15 protein-coding genes are annotated in these 14,624 nt (G+C 62.9%); 9 read left to right on the forward strand and 6 right to left on the reverse strand.

The window, feature by feature from the left end; translation table 11 throughout:
• Positions 1-222 precede the first annotated feature (222 nt).
• The 7 genes from AC1DW2_RS10130 (at position 223) to AC1DW2_RS10160 (ending at position 6,870) form a co-directional block, all read left to right on the forward strand.
• The gene (locus AC1DW2_RS10130) at positions 223-1,059 is read left to right on the forward strand and encodes an APH(6)-I family aminoglycoside O-phosphotransferase (RefSeq protein WP_477005941.1); all 837 of its coding nucleotides are present in this window, start codon (positions 223-225) and stop codon (positions 1,057-1,059) included.
• A gap of 256 nt (positions 1,060-1,315) precedes the next feature.
• A complete protein-coding gene (locus AC1DW2_RS10135) occupies positions 1,316-3,235 on the forward strand; it encodes a Vps62-related protein (protein WP_354176706.1) in 1,920 nt (639 codons plus the stop codon).
• Positions 3,236-3,338: 103 nt separating this feature from the next.
• Entirely contained in the window at positions 3,339-3,920 is a 582-nt protein-coding gene (locus AC1DW2_RS10140) for a serine hydrolase (RefSeq protein WP_477005942.1), read from the forward strand.
• 26 nt (positions 3,921-3,946) lie between these two features.
• Complete coding sequence (locus AC1DW2_RS10145) at positions 3,947-4,597, forward strand: serine hydrolase domain-containing protein (RefSeq protein WP_477005943.1); 651 nt, start codon at positions 3,947-3,949, stop codon at positions 4,595-4,597.
• Between the two features lie 200 nt (positions 4,598-4,797).
• On the forward strand, positions 4,798-5,676 hold the full coding sequence (locus AC1DW2_RS10150; protein WP_477005944.1) for an AraC family transcriptional regulator: 879 nt from the start codon (positions 4,798-4,800) through the stop codon (positions 5,674-5,676).
• A 169-nt stretch (positions 5,677-5,845) separates the two neighbouring features.
• Positions 5,846-6,508: an SRPBCC family protein gene (locus tag AC1DW2_RS10155; protein ID WP_477005945.1), complete on the forward strand. Its 663-nt coding sequence runs from the start codon at positions 5,846-5,848 to the stop codon at positions 6,506-6,508.
• Positions 6,508-6,870, forward strand: a complete 363-nt coding sequence (locus tag AC1DW2_RS10160) for an ArsR/SmtB family transcription factor (protein WP_135214285.1) — start codon at positions 6,508-6,510, stop codon at positions 6,868-6,870. Before AC1DW2_RS10155 ends, AC1DW2_RS10160 begins: the two co-directional genes overlap by 1 nt.
• Positions 6,871-6,964: 94 nt before the next feature.
• Here the strand turns inward: AC1DW2_RS10160 and AC1DW2_RS10165 are convergent, their stop codons facing one another.
• Both AC1DW2_RS10165 and AC1DW2_RS10170 read right to left on the reverse strand, forming a co-directional pair.
• The gene (locus tag AC1DW2_RS10165; RefSeq protein ID WP_477005946.1) at positions 6,965-7,360 is read right to left on the reverse strand and encodes a GFA family protein; all 396 of its coding nucleotides are present in this window, start codon (positions 7,358-7,360) and stop codon (positions 6,965-6,967) included.
• A 195-nt stretch (positions 7,361-7,555) separates the two neighbouring features.
• On the reverse strand, positions 7,556-8,527 hold the full coding sequence (locus AC1DW2_RS10170) for a LysR family transcriptional regulator (RefSeq protein WP_477005947.1): 972 nt from the start codon (positions 8,525-8,527) through the stop codon (positions 7,556-7,558).
• Between the two features lie 150 nt (positions 8,528-8,677).
• On the opposite strand from AC1DW2_RS10170, the gene AC1DW2_RS10175 reads away from it, so the two are divergent.
• Together AC1DW2_RS10175 and AC1DW2_RS10180 are read left to right on the forward strand one after the other, a co-directional pair.
• Positions 8,678-9,103: a hypothetical protein gene (locus AC1DW2_RS10175; RefSeq protein WP_477005948.1), complete on the forward strand. Its 426-nt coding sequence runs from the start codon at positions 8,678-8,680 to the stop codon at positions 9,101-9,103.
• 159 nt (positions 9,104-9,262) lie between these two features.
• A complete protein-coding gene (locus tag AC1DW2_RS10180) occupies positions 9,263-9,781 on the forward strand; it encodes a hypothetical protein (protein WP_477005949.1) in 519 nt (172 codons plus the stop codon).
• Positions 9,782-9,928: 147 nt separating this feature from the next.
• Here the strand turns inward: AC1DW2_RS10180 and AC1DW2_RS10185 are convergent, their stop codons facing one another.
• From AC1DW2_RS10185 to AC1DW2_RS10200, 4 genes are all read right to left on the reverse strand, one after another.
• Positions 9,929-10,315 carry a hypothetical protein gene (locus AC1DW2_RS10185; RefSeq protein ID WP_477005950.1) on the reverse strand — a complete coding sequence of 129 codons (387 nt, stop codon included), beginning with the start codon at positions 10,313-10,315 and terminating at the stop codon, positions 9,929-9,931.
• A gap of 361 nt (positions 10,316-10,676) precedes the next feature.
• Positions 10,677-12,005, reverse strand: a complete 1,329-nt coding sequence (gene clcA / locus AC1DW2_RS10190; RefSeq protein WP_477005951.1) for a H(+)/Cl(-) exchange transporter ClcA — start codon at positions 12,003-12,005, stop codon at positions 10,677-10,679.
• A 302-nt stretch (positions 12,006-12,307) separates the two neighbouring features.
• The gene (locus AC1DW2_RS10195; RefSeq protein ID WP_028157629.1) at positions 12,308-12,571 is read right to left on the reverse strand and encodes a hypothetical protein; all 264 of its coding nucleotides are present in this window, start codon (positions 12,569-12,571) and stop codon (positions 12,308-12,310) included.
• A 360-nt stretch (positions 12,572-12,931) separates the two neighbouring features.
• Positions 12,932-14,605: an arylsulfatase gene (locus AC1DW2_RS10200; protein WP_063983765.1), complete on the reverse strand. Its 1,674-nt coding sequence runs from the start codon at positions 14,603-14,605 to the stop codon at positions 12,932-12,934.
• Positions 14,606-14,624: the final 19 nt, after the last annotated feature.

The following is a 14,624-nucleotide window of genomic DNA, read 5'->3' on the forward strand; positions in this document are numbered from 1 at the left end:
TGAAGACCATCGGTGTCATGGACGAGCGCACCTGCGACTGTGTCGTCGCAGGTGCGCCGTCACCTTCACCGACGGCGACGCGAAAGCGCGACTCTTTGGCCACGGGAAAGGAAAACGAAAACGTGGAAAGGGTATCGCTGCAACGAAACGGTGGCGGCCGGCCGCATGATTGATCAAGTCTCGGCAGACAGAGCGCCGGACATGATCTCAGGTGATGACCCCATGGACTCGCATCCCCATATTCCAGCGCCAGTCGCAACGTGGCTTGAACGATGGCGTCTGGTTCCGGACGGGGCACTGCTGGCCACCCATTCCAGCTGGGTCCTGCCGGTCCGATACGAGGGCCGGCCCGCAATGCTCAAGGTTGCCCGTATTCCCGATGAGGGGGCGGGCTATCGCCTTCTCACCTGGTGGGACGGTCAGGGCGCAGCCAGGGTCTTTGCCTCGACTGCGGACGCGCTGCTGATGGAACGGGCCTCGGGAGCCGGTGATCTCGCGCAGATGGCTTGGTCGGGCCGGGACGAGGAGGCATGCCGGATCCTCTGCGACACGGCGGCGCGGCTGCACGCGACGCGGTCTGGCCCGCTTCCCGACCTGCACCCGCTGGAAGACTGGTTTCAGCCGCTCTTCCAGCTCGCCCCGGACCACGCGGCACTCGAGCCCGCCGCCGACATCGCCCGCCAACTCCTGGCCGCGCCACGCGCCATCGGTCCGCTGCACGGCGACCTGCACCACGAGAATGTGCTCGACTTCGGTGAGCGGGGATGGCTGGCGATCGACCCGCATGGGCTCGTCGGCGAACGAACATTCGACTATGCCAACATCTTCACGAACCCCGACCTCAGCGATCCCGGCCGTCCGCTTGCGACCCTGCCGGGTCGACTGGAGGCCCGGCTGGATATCGTGGTCGCCGTGACGGGACTTCAGCCCGAGCGGCTGCTTCGCTGGATCGTTGCGTGGACGGGGTTGTCGGCAGCCTGGTTCATTGGCGACGGCGACGAGCAGGGCGCCGCCATCGACCTGACCATCAATACAATAGCTCGCCGCCTGCTCGACTAGCCTCGGCGCGCGAGTGCTCGCTCATGACGCGCACCCGCGCGAGCGGCCGCGCCAGGACGCAAACTTCACAGACGAATGACAGCAGTGTGAAATTCTCCATCGCTGCCGCGCTGTTTCATCTGCGCTCAGTTTCAGCATGATGTGATCTCGCTTTAAGCGTGTATTGTTGTAGGCTATCGCGCAGGGGCTGGCTCGCGTCCAATATCGGTTGTTCGAAGCTCCCGACCGTCGATCTACGACCAGCAGGGAGCAAATCATGGCCTGGCCTACGCTTGCCGAACTCGTCTCGAACTTCGCGCCGATCCTTCATCTCGACAAGGACGAGGTCAATCTGCCCTCGTCGACCGACTGGTACATCGGCCAGGTCGGCTATCAGGCCGCCGGCGGCATCTATTCCGGTCCCGGTCAGTGGAATTGGGGGACGGCCGAGCAGAGCAGCCCCGACGACTATCTGGTCGCGCCGCAGGCGATATGGGCCTCGCTGATGAAGGGCTATATCCCCACCGCCACCAGCTATGTTCACGTCCTGCCGGTCGACGACCGCACCGACATGGTCGATCTCCAGTACTGGCTGTTCTATCCCTACAACGGGCAGGAGACCTTCGAGGTCACCGGTTGGACCGGCAGTACCGGTCAGGCGCTGATGCCGCTCTCGATCCATTGGGGCGACTGGGAATGCGTCACGGTGCGCGTCAATATCGACCAGCAGGTCCTCGGCGTATTCTTCTCGCAGCATTCGGGCGGACAATGGTGCTCGCCGAACGACGGCTTCCTGTCGCTCAGCGGTACGCACCCGAACGTCTATGTCGCGAGCGGGTCGCATGCCAACTATCCGGCCGCGAGCAACAGCACCTATGAGATCGGCGGCGTCGACGTGTGGGACGTGCGCTTCGCGGTGGCCGACTACGCGCGCGGCGGCGGTCCGACCGTCAATCTGTCCGCGCCCAATCCGCCGGTCGTGATCCAGAACGATGCGCAGGCGATCCTTCCCACGCCCGTCACCTCGCCACCCTGGCTCGCCTTCAGGGGACGCTGGGGACAGCCGATCGAGCCCACGCTGACCGACGCGGAGATAGGCTCATTGGTCGCCGCCGCCGCCAGCGGCATGCAACTGAACGTGCTGGTCGAGGACGCCGTGCAGTACGTGGCAGGCTCGACCACGCTGCAGGCCTGGCTTTCGGAAGTGATCCTGCCGATCGCGAAGGGCGACCTGACCGGCCCAACGGGACCATCGCAGAAGGGCTCCTGGGCCGTCACGCCGACCTTCCTGCCGTTCGGCACCGACGCGCCGATCGCTTCGAGCGTCAGTCTCGTTCCGGTGGCGCTCGCGACGATGCCGGGATCGCAAATCCTCTGCATCGGAATGGGGAGTCCCTTGCCCCCGGCGATGCGTGCGTGGAGCCTCAATCAGGGTAAATGGTCCAGTGCGAAGTCGCCTACCATGAGCCCGTTCGGCGGACTGGCCGCCTGCGCGACGCCCTCGGGCGGACTGGCGCTGCTCGGTCTGGGCAAGACCAGCCTTCTCGCCTTCATCTCGTCCTCTGGGGCGTCCGGAGGGCCGTGGAGCGCAGCGGGGCTCTGGCCCGCACCGCCGGCCACGACCGGGGCCAGCATCGGCCAGCTCAACGGCGTCTGGTATATTGCCTGGGGCGGCGCCGACGGCAGCATCCAGTATCTCAGCACGACCGACTGGGTGCATTTCGGGTCTCCGCAAAGCGTGATGATTCCCAGCGTCGACGGCCCGGTGCCTGCGACGATCGCGGGCGGTGGGCTGGTGGCGCCTGCGGTGGAGAGCTGCGGGGGCGCGCTGGTGATCGTGGCGCCGATCGCCGGTCTCGAAAAGGGGATGCCGACGGTGCTCGGCGCCTATGTGTCGTCCGACGGTTCGAACTGGACCGGCCCCAATCTGCTGCCGAGCATGTCGCTCTGTTCGAACACCAGCGGCGCGCTCGCCGCAGGGCCGAACGGGACGCTCTATTGCTTCTATGCCGACAACAACAAGAAGGTGCGTTACTCGGTCACCAGCGACGGCGCGGACTGGAGCGATTCAGGCACGATCGCTGGCGCGTTCACCCAGCGGACGCCTAGCGTGGTGCCTTGGCAGGGCGGCTTTCTTGTCGTGCATCCCGGCAAGTCGTCACCAACGGTGTACTGGAACAGCGCGACCTTCGAGTAAAGCGCGGCGGGATCACTGCACGGCCCCCCGGCGCAAACGCGGGATGTAGACGGCGCTGTCCCATGATACGCCGACTACATCGTCGCCTCCGGAGCCCGCCTTCATGCCCGCTGCAACCGCCCCCAACCAACAGCCCGCGACCGCAACCGAGACCGACCCCGAAGCGCTCGGCTGGATGCGCGGCTTCCCGCCAGCGCCCGAGCGCACGATCACCTTCCAGAACGGCTCCTTCCGCAGCTTTCCCGAACTGCGCTGGGCCTGGAGCAACGTCCGCCAGTTGGTGCCGACGGTGAATGTCTGGCGCGGAGCAGGGCCTGCGTCGGTGCTGCCGCGTGAGGACCACGACATCGGCGCGGTCGCCTCGACCACCATGGACGGGCGCCCGATGACGTTCGCAAAGATGCTGGAGGAGACCTACACCGACGGCATCGCGGTGCTGCATCGGGGCAGGCTGATCTATGAGCGCTATTCTGGCGTGTTGAAGCCGCACAAGCCGCATATCGCGATGTCGGTGACGAAATCCTTCACGGGCGTGCTCGCCGGCATTCTGGTCACCGAGGGCAAGATCGATCCGCAGGCGCTCGTGCCGGATTATGTGCCGGAGCTGAAGGCCAGCGCGTTCGGCGATGCGCGCGTGCACGAGGTCATGGATATGACCACGGGGCTCGAATACACCGAAGTCTAACCGACAAGAACTCCCACGTGTGGGGCTTGCGGCGTGCCAACGGCATGGCGCCGATTCCGCCTGACTATGACGGTGCGACCAATATCTTCGATTTCCTTGCCGCGCAGAAGAAGCAGGGCGAGCACGGCAAGGCCTTTGCCTACAAGACCGTCAACACCGATGTGCTCGCCTGGATCTGCCGGCGCGTCAGCGGCATGACGTTGTCCGACCTTCTCTCCGAACGCGTCTGGACGCCAATGGGCGCGGAGGAGGACGCGCATTATCACGTCGATCGCATCGGCACCGAGAGCGGTGGTGGCGGCCTCTCGACCACGTTGCGCGATCTCGCCCGCTTCGGCGAGACCATGCGCAATCATGGCAGCTTCAACGGCCGCCAGATCGTCCCGTCACAGGTGGTCGAGGATATCGCGCGCGGCGGCGATCCCGAGAAGTTCAAGCCGGCCGGCTACACCACGCTGCCCGGCGCGTCCTATCGCAACCAATGGTGGGTCACGCACAACGCCCACGGCGCCTATATGGCGCGGGGCGTTCACGGCCAGGGCATCTACGTCGATCCCAAGGCCGAGATGGTGATCGCGCGCTACGCATCGCACCCCGTCGCGGGCAACGCCGCCAACGACCCCGTGACGCTGCCGGCCTATATGGCGCTGGCGAAGGAACTGATGGCCGGCGGGTAGGGCGTGGCGGGGGCTGATGGCGTAGATTAGCCGAAGGCGTAATCCACCACCTTTCATCGAGCCGCGTTGAAGATGGCGGATTACGCTTCGCTAATCCGCCCTACGGGGCCGACGAATTCGCGACAACTTCCAAACCGCAAGATCGGTCGAGCAAATGATCGCCGTCAGCGGCTATCTGGAGCCGCCACGGAGGAGGGACGATGAAGGCGGCGCTGCAAAACTATCAGGACCGGATGCGGCGGGTGCTGGACCATATCGACCGGCATCTCGACAGCGATCTGGACCTGGAAACGCTGAGCAGCGTTGCGGCCTTCTCGAAATTTCATTTCCACCGGCAGTTTACGGCGACCTTCGGGTTGTCAGTGCATCGCTATGTCCAGCTGGCCCGTATGAAGCGCGCTTCCTACATGCTGGCCTACAGTGACGCCCTTGGTGTCACTGACATCGCGATGGACGCCGGTTACGATGCACCGGACGCCTTTGCCCGCGCCTTTCGGCAACGGTTCGGGCAATCGCCGTCGTCGTTCCGCAACTCTCCCGACTGGGAGCCGTGGCTTGTGGCCTTCGGGCCTCTCGACAAAGCGAGGAGCAAGCTCATGAAGACCTTTACCACTGACGACGTGACGATACGCGATGTGCCCTCCACGAGGGTGGCGATCATGGAGCATCGGGGCGACCCGGCGACGCTCGGCGACACCATCCGGCGGTTCATCGCGTGGCGAAAGAAAGCCGGCCTGCACCCCAGGACAAGTCCGACCTTCAATGTCTGGCGGTCCGAACGCCGTCCTTCCTCGCCCGCCACTTACAGCACGGACCTCTGTGTCGGGACCGACCAGCCGATCGAGGCGAACGGCGAAGAGATCAAGGCCGGCGAGATCCCCGGCGGACGCTGCGCGGTGCTGCGTGTCGTCGGCTACACCGACAATCTGGAACCCGCCGCGCTCTACCTTTATCGCGACTGGCTTCCGGCCAGCGGCGAGGAAGCACGCGACTTCCCGATCTATTGCCAGCGGCTGAGTTTCTTCCCGGAGGTGCCGGAGCATGAGACGGTTGCGGACGTGTTCCTGCCGCTGAAATAGCGCCCTCCGACGGCGGACGAACTGGCATCAATCAATATCGCGCGCTCCACGCGTCGTACGGTCTGCCCGAAGCGCCAGGCACAGAGGCACGGTCTCATTAATATAAGAGTTGACTTATATTAGTGAAGGCCGATACTCGCCCTTGCGCGAAACGATACGGAGGGATGCAATGGAAATCGACGTCGCCAGGGTCTTGGGGCTTGTCACGCGTTCGGTGAAGAATTTCGAGAAGGATGGAAAAGCAGCCAGCACGGTGACGCTGACGCGGCTTTACGAGACCAGCGTCGACGATCTCTGGGACGCCGTGACCAGCCGGCAACGCATTCCGCGCTGGTTCCTGCCGGTCGAGGGAGACCTCCAGCTGGGCGGAAGGTACCAGCTGAAGGGGAACGCGGGCGGCGCCATCACGGCATGTATGCCGCCGACGCATTTTGCAGCGACGTGGGAATTCGGCGGCGGGATGAGCTGGATCGACGTCAAGCTGGCAGCAGAACGAGATCAGGCGCGTCTGACGCTGGAGCACACCGCAATCATCGAGGACCATTGGAATCAGTTCGGTCCAGGTGCGGTGGGTATCGGTTGGGATCTCGCCATCGCGGGATTGGAGCGATATGTTGCGACCGGCGCATCGGTCGACCACGAGACGGCCGAGGCTTGGATGGGCTCTCCTGCCGGCAAGGAATTCATGACGACAAGCGGTGAATATTGGTGCGCGGCGCATGTCGCGAGCGGGGTCGATCCTGATACGGCGAAGCAGCGCTCCGACCGCACCATCGCCTTCTATCGCGGCGAGATGCCGCCTGACGTCGCACATCCGGGCACAGGAAGCTGATGCACGTCTTCGAGGTCCTCGCCGATCCCGTGCGCCGTCGTATCCTCGAGCTGCTCGCCCCGGGGGAGATGGCGTCCGGTGAGGTCGTTGAAGCGATCGGGGCCGAGTTCGGGATCACGCAGGCGGCCGTGTCGCAGCATCTCAAGGTGCTGCGCGAGAGCGGCTTTGCGACGGTTCGGGCGGAGGCGCAAAGACGACTCTATTCGGTCGACGGCGCGGGGCTTCGGTCGGTGGATGCCTGGATCGGTCAGTTCAGGAATTTCTGGGAGCCGAAGCTGGACGCGCTGGCGACGGAGATCGCGCGCGGCAAACGGGAGCGCCGTCACGCGCCGATGACCAAACGGAGCGGGAAGAGGGCGTGAGCTCCATTGGTAGGATGGGTAGAGCGCAGCGAATCCCATCAATACCGCGCGTTGAACCCGATGGGTTTCGCTGCGCTCTACCCATTCCACACGCTCATCTTCCCAGCGCCATCGCGATGCGCGAGGCCAGAAGCTTGACCATGAGACCGGGCGGATAGCTTCGATAGCTCGGCACATCGTCCGCCGAGTTGCAGCAGGTCGCGATAACCCTGTTGGTCGGCGAAATGTCCTTGAGCTTATGAGACTTCAGGAGCTCGGCTCCCTTGGAGCATGCGAAGGAGCATGCGAAGCGGTCCTTGCGATAAAGCACATAGGCCGTCCCGCCGCCGGGATCGCGGACGGCAGGCGCATTCGGCAGAGCCTCAAGCTGCGCCGCACCCTTCTGGCAGTCGTCGCAATAGCAGGCGGCGCTGACAATCGGCTTGCCGAGCGCTTTGACTTCGACGCTGCCGCAGGCGCACGACGCGATCATGACGGGGGAGTGGGTCATCTGCCTGCAATCACCATGGGGTTGTTCTCGCCGTTGCGGAACTCTGGCGTTACGCGGAAGCCGGTACGCGCAGGTTCCTCGCATCATACGGCAAAGCACGCAAGCGAAAGCGGTGACACCGCTTTGCTGCGGTGTCTCCCTCACCCCCGCGACATCTTCTCGAACTGCTCGATCAACCGTTCCGCGCTTTCGATATCAGCGCGTTTTCGTCCCGCGCGTTCGCTTGTCATCAACGTGAACGCGCGTTTTGCCGGCGGCGACCGGGCGGCCCTTCACGTGATCGATGAAGGCTCTCAGTTTCGGCATCGTTTGATGGCGGCTCGGATAGTAGAGAAACACGCCCGGCGCCATTGGCGCGAAAGACTTCAGGACCTGTACGAGCTTTCCCGTCTTCACCAGGCTGGTGGCGATCGGCGCGGGCACTTGCGCAAGTCCCATGCCTTCCACGGCGGCGCCAAGCATGGTGGGAAAGTCGTGGGCAATCAGCGGCCCCGAGACGATCGCTTCGACTGTCTTGTTGCCATCGACAAGAGACCAGGGCGCGATCGATCCGTTGCTGCGGCGAATGCGCAGGCATGCGTGCTGACGCAGGTCGTCGATACGCTCGGGCCGCCCGTGCCGGCGTAGATAGTCGGGGCTGCCGACGACCATGAACGGGAAAGGGGGCGTCAGCCGCACCGCGACCATGTCGGTGGCGATGAACTGGCCCATCCGGACGCCGGCATCAAACCCCTTGGCCGCGAGGTCGACCAGTTCCTCGCCGGCGGCGATCTCCACTTCGACCTCGGGATAGGCCTGGCAGAAGGATGCGATCAGCGGCTCCAGCAGGATCGGTACCACCGCGCGCGGCACGGTGAGGCGCAACAGTCCAGTCGGTCGCTGCCCAAGATCGCGCGCAACCTCGCTTGCGGCGACGAGCTCCTCGAAAGCGGGCTTTGCGCGCGAGAGGAACCGCGCGCCGGCCTCGGTCAGGCCGACACTGCGTGTCGTGCGAATGAACAAAGCTGCGCCGACACGCGCCTCGAGCGCACGGACCGCCTGGCTGATGGCCGATGGCGTGACGCCGAGCTCCGCGGCTGCCCGGCGGAAACTGCGGTACTGAGCGACACGCAGGAACGCTTCCACGCCATCGAGCGCGCCTTGTCTGACTGTGAAGTTCTGCTTCATAGCCCATCAACATTATCCCGAATAGTCGCTCGCGCCAATCGATCGTATGTCTCGCTCGCAGATCGGAAGCATCGCTGATGGCGGACATCTGCGACGTCAGCGCGATCTCAGAGAACAACGGAGACCGTCGTGCTCCGGGAAACGAAACCGATGAAAGTCATCCGTAAATTTGTCGTCATGCTCACCCTAACCCTGATGGGAGCGACTTCCATGACCGATCCATCCGTTGCCCAAACACAAACCATCTCACAAGCCATGTCGCCCACAACCACCGGGGTGATGGTCATCCTGACCGTGAAGGCGGGCGTCACGCGCGAGCAGGTCATGGCCGTCATGCCCGCTGAAATCCAGCAGACGGTGCAGCTCTATCTCAATGGGAAAATTCGCGAGTGGTATTCGCGTGGCGATGGGCGCGGAGCGGTCTTCCTCGTCGATGCCGGGGATGTCGCCGGGGCGCAGGCGATCATGGAGGATCTCCCATTGGCCAGGCAAGATCTGATGGACCACGAGTATATCGCAATCGGTCCGCTTTTGCCGCTCCGCTTGCTCATGGCCAATCCCGAGCGTCGGCAATAAGGGCGAGACTCGGGGAGGGCGGCCGATGACCACCGTGCTGCTCCCGCTGCGATCGTCCCGCCGCTTCGGGCTTGGCATGGCCTGCTTTGGCCCGTCCCATTCACGGCAGTATGGACCTAGTTGCTCTACGCGCTAGTCGCGATCTGATTGGAGGCCAAAATGACGACAGAATCGCTGTTCCAGATACATCTTGTCCTCGGTTATGTCGCGTGGCTGCTCTGCTTCGGCACGTATGTCTGGCCCTGGCTCAGGTCGATGGACGGGCGCGACGCGCACCGTGCCATCGCCACTCTGCACAGCTTCCGCTTCTTCGGGCTCGTCTTCATCCTTCCTGGCGTCGTGAGTCCGGACTTGCCGGCTGGATTCGCGGTGTTCGCCGCCTGGGGCGACTTCGCGACCGGGGTGCTGGCCATGCTGGCGCTTCTCACGGTGAGGATACGCACGCTCTTCTGGCTGTTCGTCGTCGCCTTCAATCTCGCGGGCACGGTCGATCTCGTCGTCGACTACTATGACGCCATCCAGGCCGGCCTTCCCGCGCATGCGGAGTGGCTTGGCTCAACCTACGCGATCCCGATCATCTACGTGCCGCTGCTGATGATCACGCACGTCTCCGCATTCTATTTTCTGGCACGCCCTCGGCTCAGCGCCGATGCCGCGGCACTGGCCGGCGCGGGCTGAAACGAACCGCTAAAGTAGTAGTACCCTCCGACAGAGGCCTCGCCCTCCCTACCAATCGGCGGCTGCCTCGAACAGCCGTTGGCGCATGAAGGCAACGCGCGGCCGTTTGCGTTCCGGTCGGCGTATGAACCGTGAGGATTGAGGCGATCAGGTCACGCAACGGCCGGGCTGCAGAAGCCTTGCGACTTCCGTGAGTGCGCTGACCACAGGCTCGCAGGCAAGTGTCGGCTTACGGCTCTGATTTCGCAGCAGCGTCGGCGGCTTGGTGGTGCGGGCCTGCGAAGACGGAATACGTAGCAAGACCGAGGTATCGGCGAGATCGTTCAAGCGCAGCGAAACCGTTTTCGTCGGAACTGCGAAAGGCTTGCGGCCGGTAAGATGATCTGCCTTGCCGGCACGATTGACGATGTGGCTTGACTGTTCGGAGACCGCCTGCCAGCGGTTTACGAGGTCGTGACCCGAAGCGTACTGCACTGCACCGAGCGTCAACGCGGTCGCGACAGCGCCTAGAAGAGCTTTGCGAATCTGTGACATGGCTTCGCTCCTCGCCCCACGGCGATTGTCGTTCCCTACGCAGCGCCCCCTCGGCCCATCGCTTCCTGTGGTCGCTTTCTAATGGCCGGCGGTTTCACCATTCCTTCGTGAACGCCGGAAAATGGTTTCATCCCGGCAGGTTTTGTTTCGTCGCATTGAAGGAGGTCTTGGTTCCCGCCTGCGCACAGCGGTTACGTCCGCGTTGGGTCACAAGCCGACATCTGAGCAAAGACCACAAAGCGTCCGCCAGGGGCCCACAAGCGGAAATGAAACGCTGCTCAAGAATAGAATTTCCGATGGGGAAGTCGAACGCCCAAAACGTTGCAACGCATCGGCGTCGTTGGGGTGGGTGACACCGATCTCATCTCTGTCTGATTTTCCGCTCCAAGCGCAGCGTATGCTCACGCAGGGAATCGTAAATCGGCGCATTACCCAACAGCGTGGGCAGCAGCATCGCCATGAAGCAAGCTCCCAGCATCGGCAGCAGCATCGTCACGTTACCGGTCATTTCAGCGACGAGAACGATGCCGGTCACCGGCGCGCGCACAACGCCGGTGAAGAGAGCGGCCATGCCCACCAAAGCAAATGCTTCCGGCTGGATAGAGAGCGCCGGGAATGCAAGACGGCAAGCCGCCCCGAACAGCAACCCAGACTGGGCTCCCAGCACGAGCAAGGGTGCGAACAGGCCGCCGGGCGTGCCGGCAGCGTATGAGAGAGCGCCGAGCCCGAATCGGATCAGGAATGCGCCCCCCAGGATCCCGACACTCTCGTGGCCGATCAGCGCCCGCTGCGTGATCTGATCTCCGCCACCGACCAGTTCGGGCGCGAACCAGGCCAACATGCCGACGCTTGCGCCGATCAATCCGGCGCGTAGCTCGATCGGTAGCCCTCCAAATCGGTCGCGAACTGCGATGGTCGCGAGCAGGGTGCGATTGTATGCGACGGCCAGCAGGCCTGCGATGCCACCCAAAGTAAGGAACAGCGGGGCGGACTCAGCGCTGGGATAGCTCAGCGGCCCGATGTGAAAGTCGGGCGCGTCACCGAGAAGCAGCCTTGCGACCGGGATCGCCGTCGCCAGTGCTGCAAGGGCGGCGATGGCAACACGGTGTTCGAACCTCTGCACCAGTTCCTCCAGCACGAACACGAGCCCGGCAATCGGCGCATTGAAGGCCGTTGCAAGGCCGGCGCCGGCGCCGGCCGCCAGAAGCACTCGCGAGTCCGCCCAACACAACCGGCAGACGCGCGCAGCGAAAACCGCGATACCGGCGCCCATCTGGACGGTCGGCCCCTCACGGCCCAGCGCCAGCCCGGAGCCGATCGCCAGTATTCCGCCGAAGAATTTCACTGGCACCAGGCCAAACGGAGCCGGCGGGATCTCTTCGCGCAGAACAGCTTCGACATGCGGAATGCCGCTGCCCGAAGCGTGTGGCGAGAATTGCCGCACCATCCACGCGGCAACCAGGGTCGCGACACCGCACGCGCCGACGACAGTCAAGAACCCCCAGATTGCGTGGCCATGGGCCCAGGCGATCATCGCATCGCGCAGACGATCGGCATGCGCGAGCAAAAGCCGGAAGATCGCCCCAACACATCCAGTCGCCGCTCCTACGATGAGAGCCATCGCCGCGAGCCCCAACAGGCTGCGACGTTCGTCTGCGACTTGCCGGTCGTCGTCAGGGTTATGGTCCACGGCTGGTCGATGATCCCGAGGCCTTTGCAAGGGATAATCTTTGCCAAAATCACTGGCGAATGTCCCGGAAAAGAATGCTTCCAACTTGACCGAACAACTGCCCCTCCGACCGATATGCTAGGGACCTCACCGCACGTCCCAACGATAAGGTGCGCCGAACCAAGGCCCCGCTTTGGGTCACAGGCTGACTTCGACAACCTGCTTGACCTGGTTCTCTTATCTCCTGAAAGCAGACATTGCAGCCCTCTGAGCAGAGGTTAGCCACGGGCCAAAAACAGACAACTGAAACAGCCGCGACCTGATCAGCCGCAGATGCGCACGCGGCGCTCGCGCCAGCCATGCCCGTCCCAGAAGCGCTGGGTTATCCAGTGGCAGGGCGGGATCGGCTCTCCAACCGGGGCATCGACATAGCCCGACCAGTACGGATAGCCGCCGGGTCCGGGATAAGTGCGCGGATACGGATTGCCGCCGGGGCCGTAATCATAGCGCGGACCAGCATAAGCGGGCGAGGCTGCTGAAACGACCAAAGTCGCGACGGCAGCGAGAGCCAACAACGTCTTCCTCATGGTGATACCTTTCCAACGCTGCGAAGGCTGCAAGACGATCGCCGAGCAATGCAGCGTCAGCGTCGACAAGCTGAAATGTCAAGGAGAGTGATCTCAGCAAGGCTATTGTCTGGCGACCTCCTCGGATGTCGCCTTCGGGTCAAAATGCGAAGAACACAGAGTGAGCAAGGTCAGTCCGCTCTACCCCGCCAAGCGGACCTCAATGAAAGGTGTCGTCACTTCGCTGATGGGCCAGAAGGCGACGTTGGCTCCCGCCGGGCAAGCACTCGATGCGCGACGGCGAGCCGCTCGTGAAAGCCGACCCGCCGTATGCCGCTTGATGCAGCCCGTCAGCCAATGGCTTCACGGGACGTCGCGATATTACCCACCGCTCCCCTTGATATTCGGCAGGTTTTTCATGTCGAGCATCGGGACCGGGTTTTCCGGGCGCTGCAGATCCGGTCTCCAATCGTTCGAGGCTCCGCCCGGCTTACGCTTGATGCTTGGATAGTCGGCAATCGATTTGTTGAATTCCATCACGACCGGGAAGATTAGTGCCAAGACCCAGCCGTTGTCCTGTCCGGTGTACTTGCCCGGCGACTGCAATGGCATACGTGCCGACATCGCGCCGTTGAAAACCATGTCGTATTTCTCGAATGGGTCCATGGTCAGATTGTAGACCGAGCCAATCGCGCCGAGATTTTGCTCCGGACCGAGCCAAGTGTCCTTGGCCGTCCAGAGATACTTCCACGCGATGCTGAGATCGGGGTTGGTTGGATCACCGCCGACATCCGCCCGCGCTCCCATGAAGCTTTCGCCGTCGATGTAAATCCACGACCTTCGTGCCGAGTGCTTCGCGCGGCCGAGGATGTACTCGCTGTTGTCGATGCTGTCGAAGTAGATTGGCCTGCCATTATCGTCGGTCCATGCGCCGTGCGGCGGCGGGCTCAGCCCGACCATCTTGGCGAGCGTTGCCCAGCAGTCGATATGGGACATCATTTCATGGTAATTTGCACCGGCGGGAATGTGTTCGGGCCACCACATTAACCCGGGTACGCGCCAGCCTCCTTCAAATGCTGAACCCTTTTCGCCACGGAAAGGCGTTGTGCCAGCATCGGGATAAGCATCCTGCCATGCCCCGTTGTCTGCCGTCACGATCACAATCGTATTCGGCGCTTCGGCACGGATCGCATCCATGACCCGGCCGATGTCGTCATCGAGTTCTATCACCGAGTCCGAGTAATCGCCCAACCGCGACTTCCCGGCGAATTTTGATGATGCGTTGGTCGGGTTGTGCATCTTCATGAAATTGACGTCCATGAAGAATGGCTTGGCGTCCTTGGCGTGCTTCTTGATGTAATCGATTGCGTAATCAGCCTGCCGGACGTCAAAATTGGCGAGGTAATCGTACGTAATGTACTCGCCTCTCTTCGCCGGTTGTCCAGCAACTCCCTCCCACTCGTACATGTTTACGACATCAAAATAGGCTTTCGCGATCTCTGGGTTGTACGAGGGAAACCATGGATGAAACCACTTGGACGTATCGGCATAGGTGTAGACGCCCGGATAGTATGCGGCGAACGCCTTCATCTCGTCGAACCCGTGCTCGATCGGGTAGGACTCCGGCTTATCACCGAGATGCCACTTGCCAGAAAAGTAGGTGGAGTAGCCGTTCTTTTGAAAAAATTCGGCTATGGTCGGCGTCTCCTTTTTGAGCGCATTCTCATCGCCCGGAGCGACCACGATGGAGAGCGCCGAACGGATCGGAATACGTCCGGTTATAAACGAGGCGCGGCCTGCCGTGCAGCTTGCTTGCCCGTACCAGTTCGTGAACGTCGCGCCTTCCTTAGCGATCCGGTCGATGTTTGGTGTTGGATGGCCGAGCGCAGCGCCACCCCCGCTATAGGCGCCGAAATCGTTCCATCCAGTGTCATCCGTCATTAGCATGACGACATTTGGCCGCTTCTGCTGCTGTGCGGTCGCTTGAGGTACCGCAACCAACATCGCGCCGAACAGTGCGAACATGCCGTGCGCAACACTCTTTCGGATACTCATGACTGCTTCCTCCGATTTC

The organism is Bradyrhizobium sp. P3_C3, assembly GCF_056402655.1.

Coding starts and splice junctions, on each gene's coding strand:
- AC1DW2_RS10130 (WP_477005941.1), top strand. CDS start 223: ATGGACTCGCATCCCCATATTCCAGCGCCAGTCGCAACGTGGCTTGAA.
- AC1DW2_RS10135 (WP_354176706.1), top strand. CDS start 1,316: ATGGCCTGGCCTACGCTTGCCGAACTCGTCTCGAACTTCGCGCCGATC.
- AC1DW2_RS10140 (WP_477005942.1), top strand. CDS start 3,339: ATGCCCGCTGCAACCGCCCCCAACCAACAGCCCGCGACCGCAACCGAG.
- AC1DW2_RS10150 (WP_477005944.1), top strand. CDS start 4,798: ATGAAGGCGGCGCTGCAAAACTATCAGGACCGGATGCGGCGGGTGCTG.
- AC1DW2_RS10155 (WP_477005945.1), top strand. CDS start 5,846: ATGGAAATCGACGTCGCCAGGGTCTTGGGGCTTGTCACGCGTTCGGTG.
- AC1DW2_RS10160 (WP_135214285.1), top strand. CDS start 6,508: ATGCACGTCTTCGAGGTCCTCGCCGATCCCGTGCGCCGTCGTATCCTC.
- AC1DW2_RS10165 (WP_477005946.1), bottom strand. CDS start 7,360: ATGACCCACTCCCCCGTCATGATCGCGTCGTGCGCCTGCGGCAGCGTC.
- AC1DW2_RS10170 (WP_477005947.1), bottom strand. CDS start 8,527: ATGAAGCAGAACTTCACAGTCAGACAAGGCGCGCTCGATGGCGTGGAA.
- AC1DW2_RS10175 (WP_477005948.1), top strand. CDS start 8,678: ATGAAAGTCATCCGTAAATTTGTCGTCATGCTCACCCTAACCCTGATG.
- AC1DW2_RS10180 (WP_477005949.1), top strand. CDS start 9,263: ATGACGACAGAATCGCTGTTCCAGATACATCTTGTCCTCGGTTATGTC.
- AC1DW2_RS10185 (WP_477005950.1), bottom strand. CDS start 10,315: ATGTCACAGATTCGCAAAGCTCTTCTAGGCGCTGTCGCGACCGCGTTG.
- AC1DW2_RS10195 (WP_028157629.1), bottom strand. CDS start 12,571: ATGAGGAAGACGTTGTTGGCTCTCGCTGCCGTCGCGACTTTGGTCGTT.
- AC1DW2_RS10200 (WP_063983765.1), bottom strand. CDS start 14,605: ATGAGTATCCGAAAGAGTGTTGCGCACGGCATGTTCGCACTGTTCGGC.